Annotated in this window: 19 protein-coding genes and 1 pseudogene; 4 read left to right on the top strand and 16 right to left on the bottom strand. The window is 64.5% G+C overall.

The features are described 5' to 3' along the window. Nucleotides 1–22: 22 nt before the first annotated feature. The 7 genes from G0P99_RS05235 to G0P99_RS05205 all read right to left on the bottom strand — a co-directional run bounded on the left by G0P99_RS05235 (nt 23) and on the right by G0P99_RS05205 (nt 6,020). Nucleotides 23–667, bottom strand: a complete 645-nt coding sequence (locus G0P99_RS05235) for an SDR family oxidoreductase (RefSeq protein WP_164128342.1) — start codon at nt 665–667, stop codon at nt 23–25. Nucleotides 668–708: 41 nt separating this feature from the next. After that, nucleotides 709–957: a hypothetical protein gene (locus G0P99_RS05230; protein ID WP_164128341.1), complete on the bottom strand. Its 249-nt coding sequence runs from the start codon at nt 955–957 to the stop codon at nt 709–711. A gap of 102 nt (nt 958–1,059) precedes the next feature. Then, nucleotides 1,060–2,547, bottom strand: a complete 1,488-nt coding sequence (gene purF, locus G0P99_RS05225; protein ID WP_164128340.1) for an amidophosphoribosyltransferase — start codon at nt 2,545–2,547, stop codon at nt 1,060–1,062. Nucleotides 2,548–2,648: 101 nt separating this feature from the next. Further along, on the bottom strand, nt 2,649–3,209 hold the full coding sequence (locus tag G0P99_RS05220; RefSeq protein WP_164128339.1) for a Hint domain-containing protein: 561 nt from the start codon (nt 3,207–3,209) through the stop codon (nt 2,649–2,651). A gap of 238 nt (nt 3,210–3,447) precedes the next feature. Beyond that, a complete protein-coding gene (locus tag G0P99_RS05215) occupies nt 3,448–4,002 on the bottom strand; it encodes a CvpA family protein (protein ID WP_164128338.1) in 555 nt (184 codons plus the stop codon). A 42-nt stretch (nt 4,003–4,044) separates the two neighbouring features. After that, complete coding sequence (radA, locus tag G0P99_RS05210) at nt 4,045–5,406, bottom strand: DNA repair protein RadA (protein WP_164128337.1); 1,362 nt, start codon at nt 5,404–5,406, stop codon at nt 4,045–4,047. Nucleotides 5,407–5,576: 170 nt separating this feature from the next. After that, nucleotides 5,577–6,020, bottom strand: a complete 444-nt coding sequence (locus G0P99_RS05205; protein WP_164128336.1) for a paraquat-inducible protein A — start codon at nt 6,018–6,020, stop codon at nt 5,577–5,579. A 109-nt stretch (nt 6,021–6,129) separates the two neighbouring features. Between G0P99_RS05205 and G0P99_RS05200 the strand changes: the two genes are divergently transcribed. Further along, on the top strand, nt 6,130–6,573 hold the full coding sequence (locus tag G0P99_RS05200) for a thioesterase family protein (protein ID WP_164128335.1): 444 nt from the start codon (nt 6,130–6,132) through the stop codon (nt 6,571–6,573). 14 nt (nt 6,574–6,587) lie between these two features. Here G0P99_RS05200 and G0P99_RS05195 read toward each other — a convergent pair whose 3' ends face one another. From G0P99_RS05195 to G0P99_RS05180, 4 genes and pseudogenes are all read right to left on the bottom strand, one after another. After that, nucleotides 6,588–7,337 (bottom strand): ABC transporter ATP-binding protein, encoded by a 750-nt coding sequence (locus tag G0P99_RS05195; protein WP_164128334.1) that lies wholly within the window; start codon nt 7,335–7,337, stop codon nt 6,588–6,590. Next, nucleotides 7,334–8,116, bottom strand: a complete 783-nt coding sequence (locus G0P99_RS05190; protein ID WP_164128333.1) for an ABC transporter permease — start codon at nt 8,114–8,116, stop codon at nt 7,334–7,336. Before G0P99_RS05190 ends, G0P99_RS05195 begins: the two co-directional genes overlap by 4 nt. 95 nt (nt 8,117–8,211) lie before the next feature. After that, a pseudogene (gene alr / locus G0P99_RS05185) lies at nt 8,212–9,237 on the bottom strand (alanine racemase); the annotation flags it as partial. A gap of 30 nt (nt 9,238–9,267) precedes the next feature. Then, nucleotides 9,268–10,221: an isopenicillin N synthase family oxygenase gene (locus G0P99_RS05180; protein ID WP_164128331.1), complete on the bottom strand. Its 954-nt coding sequence runs from the start codon at nt 10,219–10,221 to the stop codon at nt 9,268–9,270. Between the two features lie 210 nt (nt 10,222–10,431). Between G0P99_RS05180 and G0P99_RS05175 the strand changes: the two genes are divergently transcribed. Both G0P99_RS05175 and G0P99_RS05170 read left to right on the top strand, forming a co-directional pair. Further along, nucleotides 10,432–11,184 carry a sulfite exporter TauE/SafE family protein gene (locus G0P99_RS05175; protein ID WP_164128330.1) on the top strand — a complete coding sequence of 251 codons (753 nt, stop codon included), beginning with the start codon at nt 10,432–10,434 and terminating at the stop codon, nt 11,182–11,184. Between the two features lie 26 nt (nt 11,185–11,210). Then, nucleotides 11,211–11,837 carry a LysE family translocator gene (locus G0P99_RS05170; RefSeq protein WP_164128329.1) on the top strand — a complete coding sequence of 209 codons (627 nt, stop codon included), beginning with the start codon at nt 11,211–11,213 and terminating at the stop codon, nt 11,835–11,837. Between the two features lie 111 nt (nt 11,838–11,948). Here the strand turns inward: G0P99_RS05170 and G0P99_RS05165 are convergent, their stop codons facing one another. The 3 genes from G0P99_RS05165 to pyrC all read right to left on the bottom strand — a co-directional run bounded on the left by G0P99_RS05165 (nt 11,949) and on the right by pyrC (nt 15,430). Continuing rightward, nucleotides 11,949–13,439 carry a replicative DNA helicase gene (locus G0P99_RS05165; protein ID WP_164128328.1) on the bottom strand — a complete coding sequence of 497 codons (1,491 nt, stop codon included), beginning with the start codon at nt 13,437–13,439 and terminating at the stop codon, nt 11,949–11,951. A gap of 195 nt (nt 13,440–13,634) precedes the next feature. Continuing rightward, the gene (locus tag G0P99_RS05160; RefSeq protein WP_164128327.1) at nt 13,635–14,312 is read right to left on the bottom strand and encodes an orotate phosphoribosyltransferase; all 678 of its coding nucleotides are present in this window, start codon (nt 14,310–14,312) and stop codon (nt 13,635–13,637) included. 77 nt (nt 14,313–14,389) lie between these two features. Next, the gene (gene pyrC / locus G0P99_RS05155) at nt 14,390–15,430 is read right to left on the bottom strand and encodes a dihydroorotase (RefSeq protein ID WP_164128326.1); all 1,041 of its coding nucleotides are present in this window, start codon (nt 15,428–15,430) and stop codon (nt 14,390–14,392) included. Between the two features lie 105 nt (nt 15,431–15,535). On the opposite strand from pyrC, the gene G0P99_RS05150 reads away from it, so the two are divergent. Then, complete coding sequence (locus G0P99_RS05150) at nt 15,536–15,979, top strand: SRPBCC family protein (protein WP_164128325.1); 444 nt, start codon at nt 15,536–15,538, stop codon at nt 15,977–15,979. Here G0P99_RS05150 and G0P99_RS05145 read toward each other — a convergent pair. Beyond that, complete coding sequence (locus tag G0P99_RS05145) at nt 15,970–16,929, bottom strand: phosphoadenosine phosphosulfate reductase (protein ID WP_164128324.1); 960 nt, start codon at nt 16,927–16,929, stop codon at nt 15,970–15,972. The two genes, G0P99_RS05150 and G0P99_RS05145, sit on opposite strands and share 10 nt — an antisense overlap. Before the next feature lie 85 nt (nt 16,930–17,014). Beyond that, nucleotides 17,015–18,094 (bottom strand): glycosyltransferase family 2 protein, encoded by a 1,080-nt coding sequence (locus tag G0P99_RS05140; RefSeq protein WP_164128323.1) that lies wholly within the window; start codon nt 18,092–18,094, stop codon nt 17,015–17,017. Between the last annotated feature and the right edge of the window lie 6 nt (nt 18,095–18,100).

Below are 18,100 nucleotides of genomic sequence, written 5' to 3'. Positions count from 1 at the left end.
CCGCGCCGGACAGCAGGGTCAATTACAACACTGAAACGATCCGTCCGGCCTCGTCCGCGCAGGGAGTCAGGGACTCGCGGTTCTCACCGGGAAAGAAACGGGCGCGCAGCGCGGTTGGCATTGGCGCGGGCTCGACGATCCGAACTCTTGGCCCGGTCCGCTCGGTCTCGGCGGCCCAGCTGCGGGCCAGCGCCATCTGCGCCGCCTTGGTGGCGCCATAAGCGCCAAAGAACTTCTGGCCCGCGCGCGGATCGTCGAAAAACACCGCCTGGCCGGTCTCTCCCAACAGGGGCGCGACATAGGGGATCAGAACCGACGCGGCGGTCGCATTCACTGCGATCGATTTGGTCCAGTCCTTGGCATCGACAAAATTCGCAGGGCTCAATGGCGCGGCATGGATGGCCGTGTGCAGCCACAGATCCAGCCGCCCCCAACGGTCGTGGATGCCCCGGCACAGCGTCGCCATCGCGGCCGGGTCAGTGACGTCCATCGGCGCCAGCGTTGCACTGCCGCCCCGCGCGCGAATACGGTCGTCCAGTTCTTCCAGCGCGCCGGTGGTGCGGGCCACCGCCACGATATGATGGGTGGGTGCCAGCGCTTCGGCCAGCGCGGCGCCCAGACCGCGCGAGGCGCCGGTGATCAGGGCCAGTTTGGTATCTTGTGTCATGCGCGCGGTTTGACCGCGCCGCGCCCGCCCGTCAAGAGCGTTCAGCTGCCGGGGATGGCAAGCCGACGGGTCTGGCCACCATGCCGCAGCATCAGACCCTCGTCATCAATGGCGAGGATCTCGCCCGCGCGCAGCTTGTCGCCGGGCGCCACCTGCTCGACCTTGCCGCCTGGCAGGCGCACCAGGGCGCGCATGTCGTCGGTGGGGCCAAAGATGCCCAGGACCGTCAACGCGTTCTTCTGAATATCGGCGGCCTGTGTTGCCGCCGAACTGACCTTGCTGTTCGCCATCGATTCGCCTGTTTGTCTGCTTTGCCCCGGCGCCTAACAGGCAGGGCGGGCAGGGGCCAGAGGCAACCCTCTTATGAGCAGGAAGCCGCCGCGCCCTGAGGGCTACTCGGCGGCTTTGAGTTCGAAACCCTTGTCGATCATGTCGGACGGCGTGACCGGGTATTCGCCCGAGAAGCAGGCGTCGCAATATTGCGGGCAAGCCTTGTCGCGGCCCTTGCTCTCACCCACGGCGCGGTAAAGCCCGTCGAGCGAGATGAATTTCAGGCTGTCGACCCCCAGATGCACGCGCATCTCGTCCTCGGTCATGGTGGCGGCCAGCAGTTTTTCGCGTTCGGGCGTGTCGACGCCATAGAAACAGGGCCAGGCGGTGGGCGGGCTGGCGATGCGGAAATGTACCTCCTTGGCGCCAGCGTCCAGGATCATGTCCTTGATCTTGCGGCTGGTGGTACCGCGCACCACCGAATCGTCAACCAGGATCACCCGCTTGCCCCGGATCAGCGCCCGGTTCACGTTCAGCTTCAGCCGCACGCCCATGTTGCGGATCTGCTCGGTCGGTTCGATAAAGGTGCGTCCCATATACTGGTTGCGGATGATCCCCATCGCATAGGGAATGCCGCTTTCCAGCGAGAAGCCGATCGCCGCCGGGGTGCCGCTGTCGGGCACCGGGCAGACCAGATCGGCCTCGACCGGGCTTTCCTTGGCCAGTTCACGACCAATCGCCTCGCGCGTCTCATAAACGCTGCGACCGCCCAGGATCGAATCGGGGCGCGAGAAATAGACATGTTCGAAGATGCAGAACTTGGACGGCTGCGGGCGGAAGGGGAAATGGCTCTGTACCCCGTCCTCGGCGGTGATCACCACCATCTCGCCCGGTTCGATCTCGCGGATGAACTCGGCCCCGATGATATCCAGCGCGCAGGTCTCCGAGGACAGCACCCAGCCGTCGCCGATCCGGCCCAGCACCAGCGGCCGCACGCCCAGCGGGTCGCGCACGCCAATGAGCTTGGTGCGCGTCATCGCCACCACCGAAAAGGCGCCTTCGACCCGGCGCAGCGCATCCTCCATCCGCTCGGGGATGTTGCGCTGTAACGAGCGGGCCATCAGGTGGATGATGCATTCGCTGTCCGACGAGGATTGAAAGATCGAGCCACGCTCGATCAGTTCGCGCCGCAAGGCATTGGCATTGGTGATGTTGCCGTTATGGGCAATCGCCGCGCCGCCCATGGCGAACTCGCCAAAGAACGGCTGCACGTCACGAATCTGGGTCTGCCCCTTGGACCCGGCGGTGGAATAGCGCACATGGCCGATGCCCAGCGGGCCGGGCAGGGTCTCCATCACCGTGGCCGAGGTGAAGTTGTCGCGCACATAGCCAAAGCGGCGGGTCGAGTTGAACCCCTGCACCGGGTCATGGGTGACGATACCGCCCGCCTCTTGTCCCCGGTGTTGCAGGGCGTGCAGGCCCAGGGCCACAAAACTGGCGGCGTCCTGGACACCGATCACCCCGAATATCCCGCATTCCTCGCGCAGCTTGTCGTCGTCAAAGGGATGGGCAATGGGAAAGCGCGGGGCGGGCGTCTGCGGGCTTTGCACGGGGGCAGCTCCGATTCCGTTTCAGGTCAGGCCACCACATAATGCCTCAAACCCCGACTGTCACGAAAGGATCATGAATTCTTTTGCCGCACCTGCATCTTTCACGCCGCCAGGTCGGCCCCCAGCGTGCCGCCGCTCATCATCAGCAGCAGCGCCCGGGCCTGCCCGTAGTTCAGCCGCTTGTAGTGGGACTCGCCATCCGTACCGGGGCACAGGACACGCACGCCGGTCTGCGCCCAGACCAGTTCCTCGGTCGCAAAGCGCGGCACATAGGTGCGGGCGGGGAAGGGCGCGAGGCGGTGCGCGCCCTGAAAACCGGCCAATGCGCCCGCCGGAACCAGCACCGTTGGCAATCCGAACAGCCGCCGGCAGTCCCGCCCGTTCAGCGCCAGATACTGGCCTTCGGTCAGGGTCAGGTCGGAACAGGCACCAAATGTGCCGCCCGGAACCCGCCACAGCGGCGCGTCCTCGTGATCGCGGCTTTCCACGGCCAGCACGGCGCGAAAACCGCCATCACCCGTGGCAACGCGGTCTCCGGACCGCAGTTGTTCAACCGGCACCCAGCCTTGGGTGGTTTCAATCAGGGTGCCGCTGGTCATCCCGGCAAGCGGTGCGTCAACCCGGGTGAATTCGGCGAAAGCGGTTTGGTGGGAAAGCAGCATCTGGGGGTCCTCCTGTCGCTGACGTCTGTTCTGGACTGCCCCAAGGATGGCTGCGCAATTCCGCCGAATTTTCGACATGATTGCGGCCAAATCAAAGTACCGTTTCCCCTTTGCGGACAGAGCCCGCGCCCGAACGGGTATTCCCGGACATCAGCGAACACGGGGCAAGGTTCTGTTAACCAAGAAAAAACCCGCGCAAGCCATTGCGCGGGTCGAATCGATTGGTCCGAGGCGCGGATTACTTGGCGCAGGTGCCCACCAGGTTCTCGTACTGCTGGGTGATCCAGCCCAGGGCCTGCTCGGGGTTCTGTTCCTCGATCTTGCCGGTCATCCGGGCAAAGACCTGAGCCGAGCGGCTCTCGTCGACGATGGTGAAGCTCTGCCCGGTCATGACGGTGTCATAGACGAAGAAGGCGATCGCAACCAACAGGATGCCGCGTGCCACGCCAAAGATGAACCCCAGCGCCTGGTCCAGCCCGCCAAGCGCCGAGCGTTGCACAAGCGACGAGAACAGCGGGGTGAAGAAACTCACCACCACAAGCGCCACCGCAAAAACCGCGGCAAAGGCGGCAATGACCGACAATTCGCAACTGTCGGTCAGGAATTCGCCCACCACCGGCAGTTCCCGGATCAGCGGCATTGCCTTGGGCGCGAACAGAAATGCCAGAATCGCCGCCGCGACCCAGCCCGCAATGGCCATCGCCTCGCGCATGAACCCACGCGCATAGGCCAGCAGAGCCGACAGCACGATGATCAGGGCCACGACCCCGTCGATGATGGTGAAACCTTCCATGGCCCTCGCCTGTTTGCTCCTTGGTGCCCGCTGCGGGCGATTCTATCCCGCCCCGAAAAACTCGCCAACGAATCCCACCAGATCCGACAGCCGTTTCAGCGCGATATCCGTCCCGACGGCGGTCTTGCCACCCGCCGGGGCGATGGCAGAGGTGAAACCAAGTTTTTGCGCTTCTTTCAACCTGTTTTCGGTCTGGCTGGCCGGACGCAGGGCGCCAGAGAGGGAAATTTCGCCGAAAACCACCGTATCGGCGGGCAGCGCCTGATCCTCGCGCGCACTGAGAAGTGCTGCCGCCACCGCCAGATCGGCGGCGGGTTCCGAGATCTTCAGCCCGCCCGCCACGTTCAGATAGACGTCGAGCCCGGCAAAGGGGATGCCGCAGCGCGCCTCGAGCACGGCGAGGATCATCGCCAGCCGCCCGCCATCCCAGCCCACCACGGTGCGGCGCGGCTGGCTGTGGGGCGAGGGGGCGACAAGGGCCTGCAACTCGACCAGCACGGGCCTGGTGCCTTCGATCCCGGCAAAGACCACCGATCCGGGGCTGGGCGTGCCGCGCTCGCTGAGGAACAGGGCAGAGGGGTTTGTGACCTCAGAGAGCCCCGCGCCGGTCATCTCGAAGACGCCGATCTCGTCGGCGGCGCCAAAGCGGTTCTTGACGCTGCGCAGAATGCGGAACTGATGGCCACGCTCGCCTTCGAAATAAAGCACGGTATCGACCATGTGTTCGACCACGCGGGGGCCGGCGATCTGGCCGTCCTTGGTGACATGGCCCACCATGATGACCGAGACGCCGGTGCGCTTGGCAAACGTGGTCAGCTCATGCGCCGAGGCGCGCACCTGGGACACGCTGCCCGGCGCGCTGTCCACATTGTCGGCCCACATGGTCTGGATCGAATCGATGATCACCAGTCCGGGTTTCTCGGCCTCGAGCGTGGTGAGGATGTCGCGCAGGTTGGTTTCGGCTGCCAGTTGCACCGGCGCATCCGCCAACCCCAGCCGGCGGGCGCGCATACGCACCTGGGCGCTGGCCTCTTCGCCCGAGACATAGAGGGTTTTAAGCCCCGCACGGGCAAAGGCGGCGGCGGCCTGCAACAACAGCGTCGATTTGCCAATGCCCGGATCGCCGCCCACCAGGATCGCCGAGGCGGGCACCAGCCCGCCGCCCAGCACCCGGTCAAGCTCGTCTATCCCCGAACACGCGCGCGGCGGCGGGGTCTCATCCGAGGCAAGATCGCTCAGCACGACGGCCCGGCCCCGCCTTGCGCCCAGCGATGTCTTGGCCGGACCGACCGACAGGCCCGCATCCTGACTGATGGTGTTCCATTCACCGCAGCCTTCGCAACGGCCCGACCATTTGGTGAAGGACGCCCCGCAGGCGGAGCAGGAGAAAGAGGGTTTTGCCATATGCGCTTAGTGCCCTGTCTTGTGTCCCACCTCAAGGGCGCAAGCGCTCCCGCCCCCCTCGGGCGCCCCTGGCGGGCCGCCTGCGGGCGTTGGGCCGGGCGCCGCTGTCGCGGCGGTTTCTTGCGAGGCTCTGCCTCGCGCTCCGGGATATTTGGGGCAAGAGGAAGGGGTCAGGGCGCCTTGCGCCGCTGGCGTTCGGTGAGAAGGCCCAGCGTGATAGATGCGAGGATACAGCCGGTGAACAGGTAGAGGCCCCAGGCGGGTTCGATGGTGGCATAGGAAATGCCCTTGGCCAGGGTGATGTAGAGCGCGATGAGGAAGATATCGGCCATGGCGAGCTTGCCCAGCACGTGCAGGGCGGGTTGGGCACGCGGATCGAGCAGATCCCACTGGATCAGCGCCGTGCCGATGGTCTTGAGATAGGGGGCGAAGAGCGCGAATGCGGTGACGATCAGCGCCAGCGCCACGTCCGAGGCCCAGAGGCTTTGCAGCCCGGTGATCACGCTGATCTCGGAAAGGCCGAAGATCGGCAGCAGACCCGCGCGCATCAGCGGCGCGAACCAGGCGATGGGATAGAGGATCAGCAGCGAGAGGGTGGCGAGGCGGAGGATCATCTGGATGTCTCGTTGTTTGCGATGACCGACCTAATCAGCCGTGCACATCGTCACAAGCCTCGGGCGGGTTGAAACCTGCTATGATGAACGGGGAAAATGGGAGGCGGACATGTCAGATTTTGTGTCGTTTCGGTCGGTGGTCGATCCGTCGGACTGCGATTTTCTGGGACATATGAATGTCTCGCGCTATTTCGCGGCCTGTTCGGATGCGGTTTTTGCGGCCCAGTCGGAAATGGGGCTGACCGCCGATGACATGCGTAGCGGCCGGCGCCTGTCCTTTGCGGTGGTCCATGCCGACAGCAACTTCCTGGCCGAACTGGCCGCCGGAGACGCGATATTCATGCGCACCAGCGTGGTCGATTTCGGCGGCAAGTCCCTGACCTTCCGGCATCGGCTGTTCCGGGCGGCCGATGGAAAAGAGGCGTTTCACACGCTGTTCAAATGCGTGCTGCTCAACCTCGAAACCCGGCGCGCCGAAACCCTGCCCGAGGAGGTGCGCGGCAAGGCGTTGGAATGGGTGGAGGAGGGGTTTACCGGCATGCCGGGGGTTTAGCGCGTCTTGCAGCGTCAGCGCACCGCCTCGATCGGCCCTTCTGCACGGCCATGGATGAACTGGTCCAGGTAAGGGTCGCCGCTGTCGTCCATCTGCGCCACCGGACCGGTCCATTGAATCACGCCGCCATGCAGCATCGCCACGTTGTCGGCAATCGCGCGCACGCTGGTCATGTCATGGGTGATGGTCATCGCGGTGGCGCCCATCTCGGTCACGATCTCTCGGATCAGCTCGTTGATCACGCCGGCCATGATCGGGTCGAGGCCCGTTGTCGGTTCGTCAAAGAAGATGATCTCGGGTTCGGCGGCGATGGCGCGGGCCAGGCCCACGCGTTTCTGCATGCCGCCCGAGAGCTCGGCGGGCAGCCGGTCGGCCACGTCCGGTTTCAGCCCGACGCGGCGCAATTTCTCGATGGCGATGGCGCGGGCCTCGTCCACCGGGCGTTTCAGCGAACCGCGCAGCAGGCGAAAGGCCACGTTCTGCCACACGGGCAGCGAATCGAACAGCGCGCCGCCCTGAAACAGCATGCCGAAACGGGCGAGAAAGGCGTCGCGGTCACCGGTGTCTGCGGCGTCCTTGCCATCGACATAGATCTTGCCGCTGTCGGGCTTGATCAGCCCTAGCACACATTTCAGCGCCACCGACTTGCCGGTGCCCGACCCGCCGATGATCACCGTCGAGGTGCCGCGCGGCACCTCCAAGGTCATTCCCTGCAAAACGCGGTTGTCGCCAAACGCCTTGTGGACATTCTCCATCCGGATCATATCGAGAAGAACACCCCCGTGAGTACAAAGTTGGCGGCCAGGATCAGTACCGCCGCCGCCTCGACCGAACCCTTGGTGGCGCGGCCCACGCCCTGGGCGCCACGGCCCGAGTTCATGCCATAGTAACAGCCCATGACCGCCGCGATGACGCCGAAAACCGCGCCCTTGACCAGTGACGAGACCACGTCGCGGGTTTCCAGGAAATCGACGGTGTTTTGCAGATAGGCAGCGGCGTTAAAGCCCAGATTCTGCACCGCCACCGTGTAACCGCCCATGATGCCGATGATATCGCCGATGCCGACCAGCATCGGCACTGTGATCAGCGCCGCCAGCACCCGGGGCGCGGTCAGGTATTTCATCGGATGGGTCGACAATGTCACCAGCGCGTCGATCTGCTCGGTCACCTTCATGGTGGCGATCTCGGCCGCGATTGACGAGGTCACGCGCGCCGCGATCATCAGCCCGACCAGCACCGGCCCCAGTTCCCGCACCATGCCGATGGCAACGATCTGCGGCACCACGGCCTCGGCGTTGAAACGGGCACCACCGGCATAGATCTGCAAGGCCAGCGCGCCACCGGTAAAGATCGCGGTCAAACCCACCACCGGCAGCGACAGCCAGCCGATGTTGAGCAGCGCAATGCCCAGTTCGCGCGGATAATAGGGCGGGCGCAGGATGTGGCTGGCCGCATCCAGGGTAAAGAGCGTCACGCGCCCGAAACTGGCCATGACGGACATCACCAGCCGCCCCAGCCGTGCCAACAGGTCTAGTGGGTTCATTCCGCGGCGCTTTCCGAGATCAGGCCCGGTTTGACGCGCCGCAGCTTGTCACGGATCGATTCGACCGCGCGCTCGACCACCTCGGACCGTGACACATAGGTCCGCCGGTACCGCTGTCCCATCGAGGTCAGAATCTCATATCCGATGGTGCCGGCCGCCTCGGCCAGGTCATCGACGGTTTGCAGCCGGTTGAGCATTTGCAGCGCGTCGGGTTCGTGATCCAGATCGGTAATGTCGACGGTGATCAGGTCCATCGAGACGCGCCCGACGACCGGGCAGGCGGTCTTGCCGGCATAAAGCTCGATCCCGCGCCCGAGCGCCCGGTGCAGCCCGTCGGCATAGCCTGCGGCAACGGTCGCGATACGGCTGGGCCGGGAGGCGGTCCAGGTGTTGGAATAGCCCACGGTTTCGCCCTTGGCCACGTCGCGTACCTGGATCACCGGCAGATCCAGCGTCACCACCGCCTTGGCCTCGTCAAACGGCTCACCGCCATAAAGTCCCACGCCCGGGCGACACATGTCAAAGTGATACTCAGACCCCAGCAGGATGCCACCGGTGGCCGCCAGCGAGCGACGAACATCAATTCCGTTCGTCATCTCCTTGAAAAGACGAAGCTGTTTCTGGTTCATCTCATGTCCCGGCTCATCGGCGCAGGCCAGATGCGACATGATCAGAACCGGGTTCTGGCCCAATGCGATCTCGCGCAGCTGTGCCCAGTCGTCCGGTTCCAGCCCCAGCCGGTTCATCCCGGTATCAAGCTGGATGCCGAACCTGTGCCCGGGCAGACGCTCGACATGGCGCAGCATCTGGTCGACCGAGTTGATCATCGGGGTCAGCGCATTGGCACGCAGGGTGGCGGCATCGCCTTCCATATGGCCGGAAAAGACGCCGATCATCGGGCCGGGGCCAACCGCCTTGCGTACGGCCACGCCTTCCTCGGCGGCGGCGACAAAGAAGCTGCGCGCGCCCGCCTTGGCCAGATGGGCCGCGACGCGTCCCGCCCCCAGCCCATAGCCGTTTGCCTTGACCACTGCGGCGGTCTCGGACTTGGTGCGTGCGTCCAGCGCCCGCCAATTGTCGGCAAGCGCGTCGAGGTCAATGGTCAGATGTGCGGTGCTCATGTTCCGTTCATGCCATGGCAAGGCCAGAGGTCAAGGGGAAACGCCCTGACCGCTGGCGGGTTTATGCGCATCATAGGCCGCTTCCAGTTCCGATCGCAGGAAATCGGCGAATTTCAGCGGCGGAAACTTTGGCGCTCCGGTTCCGGGCAGCGGTTCAATCACCGTGTTCACATGCGGATCGTAGAAAAACGGGCAACTGTACCTTTCGCGGCCCGATCGGTTGATCACCCGGTGCGGCGTCGACAAGAGCCGCCCGTTCGACATCCGGTGCAACATGTCGCCGACATTGACCACGATGCTCCCCGGCAGGCGTGGCACATCCACCCAGTTGCCAGCAGGTGTCTTGACCTGCAAGCCGCCGACATCGTCCTGCACCAACAGGGTCAGGCAGCCGAAATCGGTATGCGGCGCCGAACCGTAAAGGTCCTCGGGGCTGGCCGCAGGCTGGGGCGGATAGTGCAGCAGGCGCAACCAGATGGTCGGGGTGTCAAAGGCGCGCATCACGCTTATATCCGTGACTTCAGCAGCTTGCAGGGCGATCTTCATCAACCGATAGCCAAGGGCTGTCATCGCCCCGGCATAGGCTTCCAGCACCTCGCGGAACCCCTCCAGCTCGGGCCAGCGGTTCGGGCCGGACAGGTATTCCTCTGGCTGGGCGACCTTGTCTTCGCGCATCATCATGAAGCTGGCCGACTGGTTCGGCTTGGTCACCGTGGCGAGGGTCGAGTTCACATCGGTCGAGGTGTTGATCGGGATATAGCCGCGATGGCTGCGGTCCACGGCCACCGCCATTTTCCGCTCCATCGGCAGCGCGTGAAACCGGCGCGAGGCGTCGAACAGCGCCGCGATCAGGTCAGGGTCGATGCCATGCTCGGTGATATAGCCAAAGCCGGTGGTGCCATAGGCGGTGCGGAAATCGGCGGCGATCTCGGCGTCAGGGCGCTGGCCCAGCCGGATGACAGGGATTTCGGTGAATTCGGTCATGTCTTTCTCTCTTTGCTGGTCAGGGGGGACGGGCGTGCGAGACCCGTCGCTAACCGGCAAAGCGCTTGCGGCGGTGGCCGAAATGCCGGGCCAGGATCACCCGGCGCGGCAAGGGGGAAAGACGCAACATCATATGTCGATCAGTGACAAGCGGTCGGGTTCGCGTCAAGCCCCTTGCCAGCGCGCGGGCTTAGCGCTCAGATGCGGTGGATGGCCCTGCCTGACCCGATCATTGCCGGTGCGCTGTTTGCCGTGGCCCTGCTGGCCGGGGCGCTGAATGCCGTGGCGGGGGGCGCCACCTTTTTCACCTTTCCGGCGCTGATGGCGGTGGGCCTGCCGCCGATGGTCGCCAATGCCACCAATTTCGTGGCGCTGGTCCCCGGAAACCTTGCCGCGCTGCCCGCCTATCGGGCCGAACTGCGCGCCATCGGCCGCGCGCTCGGGCCGCTTCTGGCGGTCTGCGGCGCGGGCGGGGTGCTGGGCGCGCTGTTGCTGGTGGGGTTGGGCGGGGGCCTCTTCGAGCGTCTTGTGCCTTGGCTGATGGCCAGCGCCACCGCGCTCTTTGCTTTTGCCCCGCGCCTGCGCCGCTGGCTCGCCGCCCGGTCGCTGGGACAGGGGGCCGTCTGGGCGATGCTGTTTCTGTTCTCGGTCTATGGCGGTTATTTCGGCGCCGGACTGGGGCAGATCATGCTCGCCGCGCTGATCCTTGCCGGATACGAGGATTTCCACCTGGCCAACGCGGTCAAGAACGCCGTCATCGGCTGGATCAGCGTGCTGGCGGTGGCAATCTACGGCCTCAGCGCCGCCGTCGCCTGGCCCGAGGCGCTGGTGATGATGGCGGGCGCCACGCTGGGCGGGTATGGTGGCGGCACTCTGGCCCGGCACATCCCGCAGAGCCTGTTGCGGGGCGCGGTCATTGGCTTTGGTATCCTGTTGACCCTGTTCTATTTCCTGCGATCCTGACCTGACGCACGGATCGGAGCCCGCGCATGGAATATCTCAACACCATCGGTGTCATCCTGATCGTCAACCTCCTGGGCTGGATCACGCCGGGGCCGAACATGCTGGCGGTGATGAGTGCGTCGCTCTCCCACGGGCGCGCGCAAGGGCTGAAACTGGCGCTGGGTCTGTCGATCGGGGCAACGCTCTGGGCCGGGCTGGCCGTGGCCGGGGCGGCAACCATGTTCGACCTGTTCCCGCGCGCGATGCTGATGCTGAAACTTGTCGGTGCCGGTTATCTGATCTGGCTGGGCTGCAAATCCCTTGCCGCCGCCGCCCGGCGGCAAGAGGTGGTGGTGGCGGCAGAACCCGCCCCCGGTCGCGGTCTGCGCCAGGGTCTGATCGTCAGTCTGACCAACCCCAAGGCGGCGCTGTTCTGGGGCTCGGTGATGACCACGGCGGTCCCGGCAGGTGCGCCCGGCTGGTTCCTGGTTCTGATCGTCGCCTTCTGTGGTGCGCTGGCGATCTGCCTGCATTCGATTACCGCCACGGTGTTCTCCACCGGTCAGGCAATGCGCGTATTTTCGCGTGCAAAACGCGCCATAACTGCCTGTTTTGGAATGGTATTTATAGCGCTTGGCGGGGCGGTCGCCTGGTCAGTTCTGCGCCGGAGTTGAGTAGCAGACCCGTAGGGTGGGCAGTCTTGCCCACCATTGCCAGTTCCCGGGAAATCTCCGCGCGTGCGGTGGGCAGAACTGCCCACCCTACAGCGGCCGACGCGCGACAGATCAGTACCCTTCGATCTCGCCGCCCTGCTGCCAGGGCTTTACCAGGTTGCCAAAGCGGGTGAACTGCGCCTCGAACGACAGTTCGACCGTGCCAATCGGGCCGTGACGCTGCTTGCCCACGATCACCTCGGCCTTGCCATGCAGCCGCTCCATCGCGGTCTTCCACTCTTCCATCTTGTCCAGCTCGTGATCGCCGGGCTTCTCGCGTTCCTTATAGTATTCCTCGCGGAACACGAACATCACCACGTCGGCGTCCTGTTCGATCGAGCCCGATTCCCGCAGGTCGCTGAGCTGCGGCCGCTTGTCGTCGCGGTTTTCTACCTGACGCGAGAGCTGCGACAGGGCGATGACCGGGATGTTCAGCTCCTTGGCGATGGCCTTCATCCCCATCGAGATTTCGGCGATCTCGTTCACCCGGTTCTCGGCCATGCCCCGGCACAGCTGGAGATAATCGATCACCAACAGGTCCAGCCCATGCGTCCGCTTCAGCCGCCGCGCCCGGGCGGCAAGCTGGCTGATCGGCAGAGCGGGCGTGTCGTCGATGAACAGCGGACAGGCCTCCAGATCCTTGGCGGCGTTGACGAAGCGGCGGAACTCGCCCTCGGTCATGTCGCCCTGACGGATCTTGTGGCTGGAGATTTCCGAAGCCTCGGCCAGAACCCGGCCCGCCAGCTGCTCGGCGCTCATTTCCAGGCTGAAGAAGCCCACCACGCCGCCATCCACCGCGCCCTCGGTGCCGTCATGGCGCAATCCGCGCTTATAGGCCTTGGCCACGTTGAACGCGATATTGGTTGCCAGCGAGGTTTTGCCCATCGACGGACGCCCGGCCAGGATGATCAGGTCGGACGGGTGCAACCCGCCCAGCTGCTTGTCCAGATCGACCAGCCCGGTCGAGATTCCGGCCATGCCGCCGCCGCGCTGATAGGCCTGGTTGGTAACATTGACCGCTTCGGTCACCGCCTTGAGAAAGCTCTTGAAACCGCTGTCGGTCTGGCCCTGCTCGGAAAGCTTGTAAAGCTTCTGTTCGGCCTCGACGATCTGCTCCTTGGGCTCGCTTGCCACATCGACGCGCGCGGCCTTGTCCGAGATGTCGCGGCCCAGCCGGATCAGTTCGCGCCGGATCGCCAGGTCATAGATCATCTGCGCATAGTCGCGCACGGCAAAGGCGCTGATCGAGGCGCCGGCAAGGTTGACCAGATAGGCCGCGCCACCCAGTTCCGCCAGTCCCGCATCCTCGGCCATGAAGGATTTCAGCGTTACCGGCGAGGCCAGCGCGTTCTTGGCGATCCGCGCCGCGGCCACCTCCCAGATGCGGGCATGCACCGGGTCATAGAAATGCTCGGACCCGATGATGTTGGCGACCCGGTCGTAAAGGTCGTTGTTGGTCAGGATCGCGCCCAACAGCTGCTGTTCGGCCTCGACCGAATGCGGCATGGTATCGGGGTTCTGAACCTCGGCGGACGTCTGTCCGATTGTGGTGATTTCGTTCATTGCTGCTCTACCGCCTCTTGGGTCAGAGGTCATAGCCGAGCGTCGCGAGTCGGCCAAGATGTATGTTTTCTGGGGATATGCTGTGTATATCTCCGAACCCCCTTATCTTGGCGGAAAAGGTGGGTGCGCGTCAACATATGGTAGAATGCGGGCGCCAACCGGCAAGGCGGCGCCCGGTTTCCCTTACGTCCGGGCTCAGCTCTTGTGGGCCGCCTGCCAGGCGCGCGGATCCTTGAGAAACGCTTCGACCCCGTTCAGCGTCGTTGCGTCAAACGCGCCCTGGATGCGCGCCTCGGCCAGCACATCCCACCAGGTGCACAGGTAATGCAGCGCAACCCCGTGATCGCCCAGCGTCTTTTCCGTCTCGGGGAAGATGTCGTAGTAAAAGATCACCGCCGTATGCCCACAGCTTGCGCCGGTCTCGCGGATCGCATCGACGAAAGACAGTTTCGAGCCGCCATCGGTGGTCAGATCCTCGACCAGCAGCACCCGCTGCCCCTCGCTCATCGCGCCCTCGATGCGGGCGTTGCGGCCATAGCCCTTTGGCTTCTTGCGCACATAGGTCATCGGCAGCGCCATCCGTTCGGCCACCAGCGCGGCAAAGGGGATGCCGGCCGTCTCGCCGCCAGCGATATTGTCGAAGGCCTCGAACCCTGCGTTGCGCATCACGGTGACGGTCAGGAAATCCATCAGCGTCGAACGGATGCGCGGAAAGGAGATCAGCTTGCGGCAGTCGATATAGCTGGGCGAGGGCAGGCCCGAGGCCAGGATATAAGGTTCTTCGGTGTTGAAATTCACCGCGCCGATCTCCAGCAGCATGCGGGCGGTCAGGCGGGCGATCTCTTCGCGGGTGGGGTAAGAAGCAGGGATCATGGTCAGGTTCCGTTTTTCAAGGGCGGGACCAGAATTTTAAGGAAAATTCTGGGACAAATTCTTCGTCGAAGAATTTGTTACCCGGTCACCCTCCAATGCAGCGGGAAGCCGGGATCGAAGACGGTGACGGTGTGCTCCCCGACGGGCAGGGTCTTGGGGATGTCGAGCGGGTCAAGTTTGCTGAGTGTGATCGTGTCGGCATTGACAGGCAGGCCATAAAAGGCGGGACCGTGCAGCGAGGTAAAGCCTTCCAGCTTGTCCAATGCGCCCGCTTCCTCGAACACATGTGCCAGGCAGGAGAGCGCGATGGGCGCGGTGAAACAGCCCGCGGCGCAGCATTCGGCCTCCTTGGCGTGGGTCGGATGGGGTGCGCTGTCGGTGCCAAGGAAATAGCGCGCATCGCCCGACGTGGCGGCAGCGACCAGCGCCTCGCGGTGTTGGCGGCGCTTGAGGATCGGCAGGCAGTAGTAATGCGGGCGCATGCCGCCCACCAGCATGTCATTGCGGTCGAACATCAGGTGCTGGACAGTGATCGTCGCCCCCAGACCCTCGGAGTGCGATGCCACATAGTCGACCCCGTCCTTTGTGGTGATGTGCTCCATGATCACGCGCAGCCCCGGTGTCGCGCGGCGGATCGGGTCAAGCACCCGGTCGATGAACACCGCCTCGCGATCGAAAATGTCGATCTCGCGATCCGTGACCTCGCCATGCACGCAGAGCGGGCAGCCGATTTCGGCCATACGTTCGAGCACCGGGCGCACCTTGTCAAAATCCTTGACGCCGCTCGCGGAATTGGTGGTGGCACCCGCCGGGTAGAGCTTGACCGAGGTGATCAGCCCTCTGGCGTGCGCCGCCGCCAGATCGTCGGGATCGGTCTGCTCGGTCAGGTAGAGCGTCATCAGCGGTTCGAAGGTCATGCCCTCGGGCAACGCCGCCAGGATCCGGCCGCGATACGCGGCCGCCTGCGCCCCGGTCACCACCGGCGGCACCAGGTTCGGCATGATGATGGCGCGGGCGAAATGGCGCGCGGTTTCGGGCAGAACGGCGGCCAGCATGGCGCCGTCGCGCAGATGCAGGTGCCAGTCGTCGGGGCGGCGGATCGTGAGGCTCTGGGTCATGCCGCCCCGCTAGCACAGGTGCGGCATCCGGGAAAGGGGGCGAGGCAATTTGCGCGGTTCTCAGGTGCCCGCGGGCGCGGCAGTCTGGCCCGGCAGGGGGACGTGATGCGCCGCAGGCTGACACTGGAACATACCTATGACACCGATCCAGACCGGCTGTTCCGGCTGGTGACGGATCTCGACACGCTGGATGCGGTGATCCAGCCGTGGATGCGGCTGGATCATCTGCCCTCGGGCCAGGTCCGTCAGGGGCAGATCATCGATGTCGACCTGTCGCTGCTCGGCCTGTTCCCGTCGCAACCCTACCGGATGGAGGTGACCCTGTTCGACCCGGTGGCGCGGCGGATGACATCCGAGGAGATCGGCCATGGCATGCGCCGCATGGTACACGAGTTGGAGGTGCAGCCGCAGGGCGGCCGCGCCCGCCTGATCGACCGGATCGAGATCGAGGCCGCAGGCCCGATGGCGCCGCTGATTCTGTTCTGGTTGCGGATCACGCATCGCTGGCGGCATCACATCCGCAAGCGTCTGCTGAAATCTCAGACCTGACCGGGGGGCGGCGTGAACTTTCCGGCGCGCGCGTCCTCTTCCAACTCTTCCAGACGTCGGCGGAATCGGCGTGCCGGCATCCGCGCAATCACGTTGCGGCAGACGACCATGTTCAGATAGGGCCGGTTCTGCCGGTCAAGAACGGCCACCAAACCCTTGAGGTATCGCGGATAAGAGCGGCGCGCGCGATAGAGCTGAAAGAAGCTGCGCGCATTCAGCTTGCCGGATCCCGCCAGGGTCAGGATGCGATAGAGCAGGCTCATATCCAAAAGCCGCGCCTGCAACTCGCCGCCCATGTATCGCATCCGCAACCGGGTCACGTTCGAACGCTGGAACAGCGTGGCATGCATCGCATCCAGCGTTTCGACCGGGTCATAGAGGATAAAGGCGTGCTCTGCCGCATCCAGCATATCAGGGGCATAGCCATAGCGGTCGGTGAACGACACCCGGCGCATCTCGGTGAACCGGTCGTCCCATTCGGTCATGCGCGCATCCAGCGTCGCCTGCGGCTGCACCGCCACCACGGTGGCGCCCGGCGAGGCCACGGAAAAGGCCGCCGCCGCATAGCCGCAGGGACCGGCGCCATAGAACACAACCCGGCTGAAATCCTCAAAGAACCCGTCGTCGATCAGCCGGTCGAAAAAGCCATAGACCTTGGGGTCGCGAAACCATGTGTCCCCCTCGGAAATGATGCACAGATGCGACCAGCCCTTGGACTTGACCAGCTCGAACCCAAACGGCTGGTGCGTCTCCGACATGGCGCGGATGCCTTCGGCGGTCTCGAAGGTCACGATCAGCGTGGCGTCCCGGTCGATGAAAGTCGCGAAATGGCGATCGCCCAGATCCTGGGCCATGCCCTCGGCCTCGGCCTGTTCCAGAAGCTTCTGCTTCCAGACTTCGCGGCGAAACCCGGCGATGGAGTCGTCGATGCTTGTCTGTGCGTCCTGCATAACTGATCCTCAAACCTCCGGCCTCGCGACGGACCGGTTACGGGATCAATAATTATCGGCGAATTGAGGCCAAAATGGGCAAATCTCAGGCCGGTTTCGGGCCGTTTTCCGGGCCGCTCTCGGCGGCCTCCATCCGGCCCAGATTGGCAAACCCCACCAGCGTCCGCGCGGATGCCGCGTTGATCAGCCGCGATGGCGGCGTCATCAGCAACCGCGCGAAAAGCGCCCGGTATGGCTCCTGTTTCATCAGCTCGGTAAAGCGTTTCTGGCGCCAGGCCACGGCGCGCTTGTGCAGCCGCGCCAGTTTGGCATCAGCCATCAACTCCCGCCGGATCGGCTCGGACCGCGCCGCCATCCGGGTAATCGAGGTATCCGTATCGGTGTTGAAATTCCGCTCGACCCAGTAATCGACATCCAGCATGTGGTCGGAATGCACCGCGCGGCCCCGGTCGGCCTTCAGCACATAGCTTTCCATCGCACCCAGCGGGTAATGGTTCAGTTGCGCCAGCCCGTAATTCGGTCGGCCATAGCTGGAAAAGATGCGGCTTTCGCGAAATTGCGCATCCAGCTCGCGCCCGTGGCTGTCGAACCAGCGCGCTTCGTCCAGCCGCTCGGGCACCGGATTGCGCGGCCGGTGTACGCCCAGCTTCCGATAGATGCCATCGTTGCGGTAAAGCGTCTTGAACATAGATGCCCGCCAGGGCCAGAACAGGATTTCCGGCGCGCAGCGGGTGAACTGACCCGTCACCGGTTCATCGGCAAAGCGCGTCACATCCCCATTGCCGAACAGTCGCCAGGTCAGGGTGATCGCGCTGGCTTCGGGCAGGGCGGCCAGCAGGTCGGGCACCGTACCATCGCCTGCGTGGATATTGACGAACTCGTCCACGTCCAGCGGCAGGATCCAGTCGGCCTGTTTCACCAGCTTGTGCCTGGAGGCGGATTTCAGCGCGGTGAACTGGATACCGCCCTTGTCATAAGGGCCATCGTTGCGCAGGTGCGTCAGCTGGCCCATTTCCGCCAGCCGGTCCAACATCGCGTCGGTGCCATCCTGGCAGTCGTTCGAAAACACCAGGAAATCGGTAAAGCCAACCGCCCTGTGATGGGCCAGCCATTCCAGTAGAAACGCCGCCTCGTTACGCACGGTCAGAACGGCCAGAATACGCATGCGCCC

The organism is Ruegeria sp. PrR005 (assembly GCF_010500245.1).
Classification (GTDB): domain Bacteria; phylum Pseudomonadota; class Alphaproteobacteria; order Rhodobacterales; family Rhodobacteraceae; genus Ruegeria_B; species Ruegeria_B marisflavi.
This window is presented reverse-complemented; position numbering and strand designations above follow the sequence as displayed.

Coding starts and splice junctions, on each gene's coding strand:
- G0P99_RS05190 (WP_164128333.1), bottom strand. CDS start 8,116: ATGAACCCACTAGACCTGTTGGCACGGCTGGGGCGGCTGGTGATGTCC.
- G0P99_RS05230 (WP_164128341.1), bottom strand. CDS start 957: ATGGCGAACAGCAAGGTCAGTTCGGCGGCAACACAGGCCGCCGATATT.
- G0P99_RS05215 (WP_164128338.1), bottom strand. CDS start 4,002: ATGGAAGGTTTCACCATCATCGACGGGGTCGTGGCCCTGATCATCGTG.
- G0P99_RS05200 (WP_164128335.1), top strand. CDS start 6,130: ATGTCAGATTTTGTGTCGTTTCGGTCGGTGGTCGATCCGTCGGACTGC.
- G0P99_RS05170 (WP_164128329.1), top strand. CDS start 11,211: ATGGAATATCTCAACACCATCGGTGTCATCCTGATCGTCAACCTCCTG.
- G0P99_RS05150 (WP_164128325.1), top strand. CDS start 15,536: ATGCGCCGCAGGCTGACACTGGAACATACCTATGACACCGATCCAGAC.
- G0P99_RS05160 (WP_164128327.1), bottom strand. CDS start 14,312: ATGATCCCTGCTTCTTACCCCACCCGCGAAGAGATCGCCCGCCTGACC.
- G0P99_RS05165 (WP_164128328.1), bottom strand. CDS start 13,439: ATGAACGAAATCACCACAATCGGACAGACGTCCGCCGAGGTTCAGAAC.
- G0P99_RS05140 (WP_164128323.1), bottom strand. CDS start 18,094: ATGCGTATTCTGGCCGTTCTGACCGTGCGTAACGAGGCGGCGTTTCTA.
- G0P99_RS05180 (WP_164128331.1), bottom strand. CDS start 10,221: ATGACCGAATTCACCGAAATCCCTGTCATCCGGCTGGGCCAGCGCCCT.
- G0P99_RS05145 (WP_164128324.1), bottom strand. CDS start 16,929: ATGCAGGACGCACAGACAAGCATCGACGACTCCATCGCCGGGTTTCGC.
- G0P99_RS05205 (WP_164128336.1), bottom strand. CDS start 6,020: ATGATCCTCCGCCTCGCCACCCTCTCGCTGCTGATCCTCTATCCCATC.
- G0P99_RS05220 (WP_164128339.1), bottom strand. CDS start 3,209: ATGCTGCTTTCCCACCAAACCGCTTTCGCCGAATTCACCCGGGTTGAC.
- G0P99_RS05235 (WP_164128342.1), bottom strand. CDS start 667: ATGACACAAGATACCAAACTGGCCCTGATCACCGGCGCCTCGCGCGGT.
- G0P99_RS05175 (WP_164128330.1), top strand. CDS start 10,432: ATGGCCCTGCCTGACCCGATCATTGCCGGTGCGCTGTTTGCCGTGGCC.
- G0P99_RS05195 (WP_164128334.1), bottom strand. CDS start 7,337: ATGATCCGGATGGAGAATGTCCACAAGGCGTTTGGCGACAACCGCGTT.
- radA (WP_164128337.1), bottom strand. CDS start 5,406: ATGGCAAAACCCTCTTTCTCCTGCTCCGCCTGCGGGGCGTCCTTCACC.
- pyrC (WP_164128326.1), bottom strand. CDS start 15,430: ATGACCCAGAGCCTCACGATCCGCCGCCCCGACGACTGGCACCTGCAT.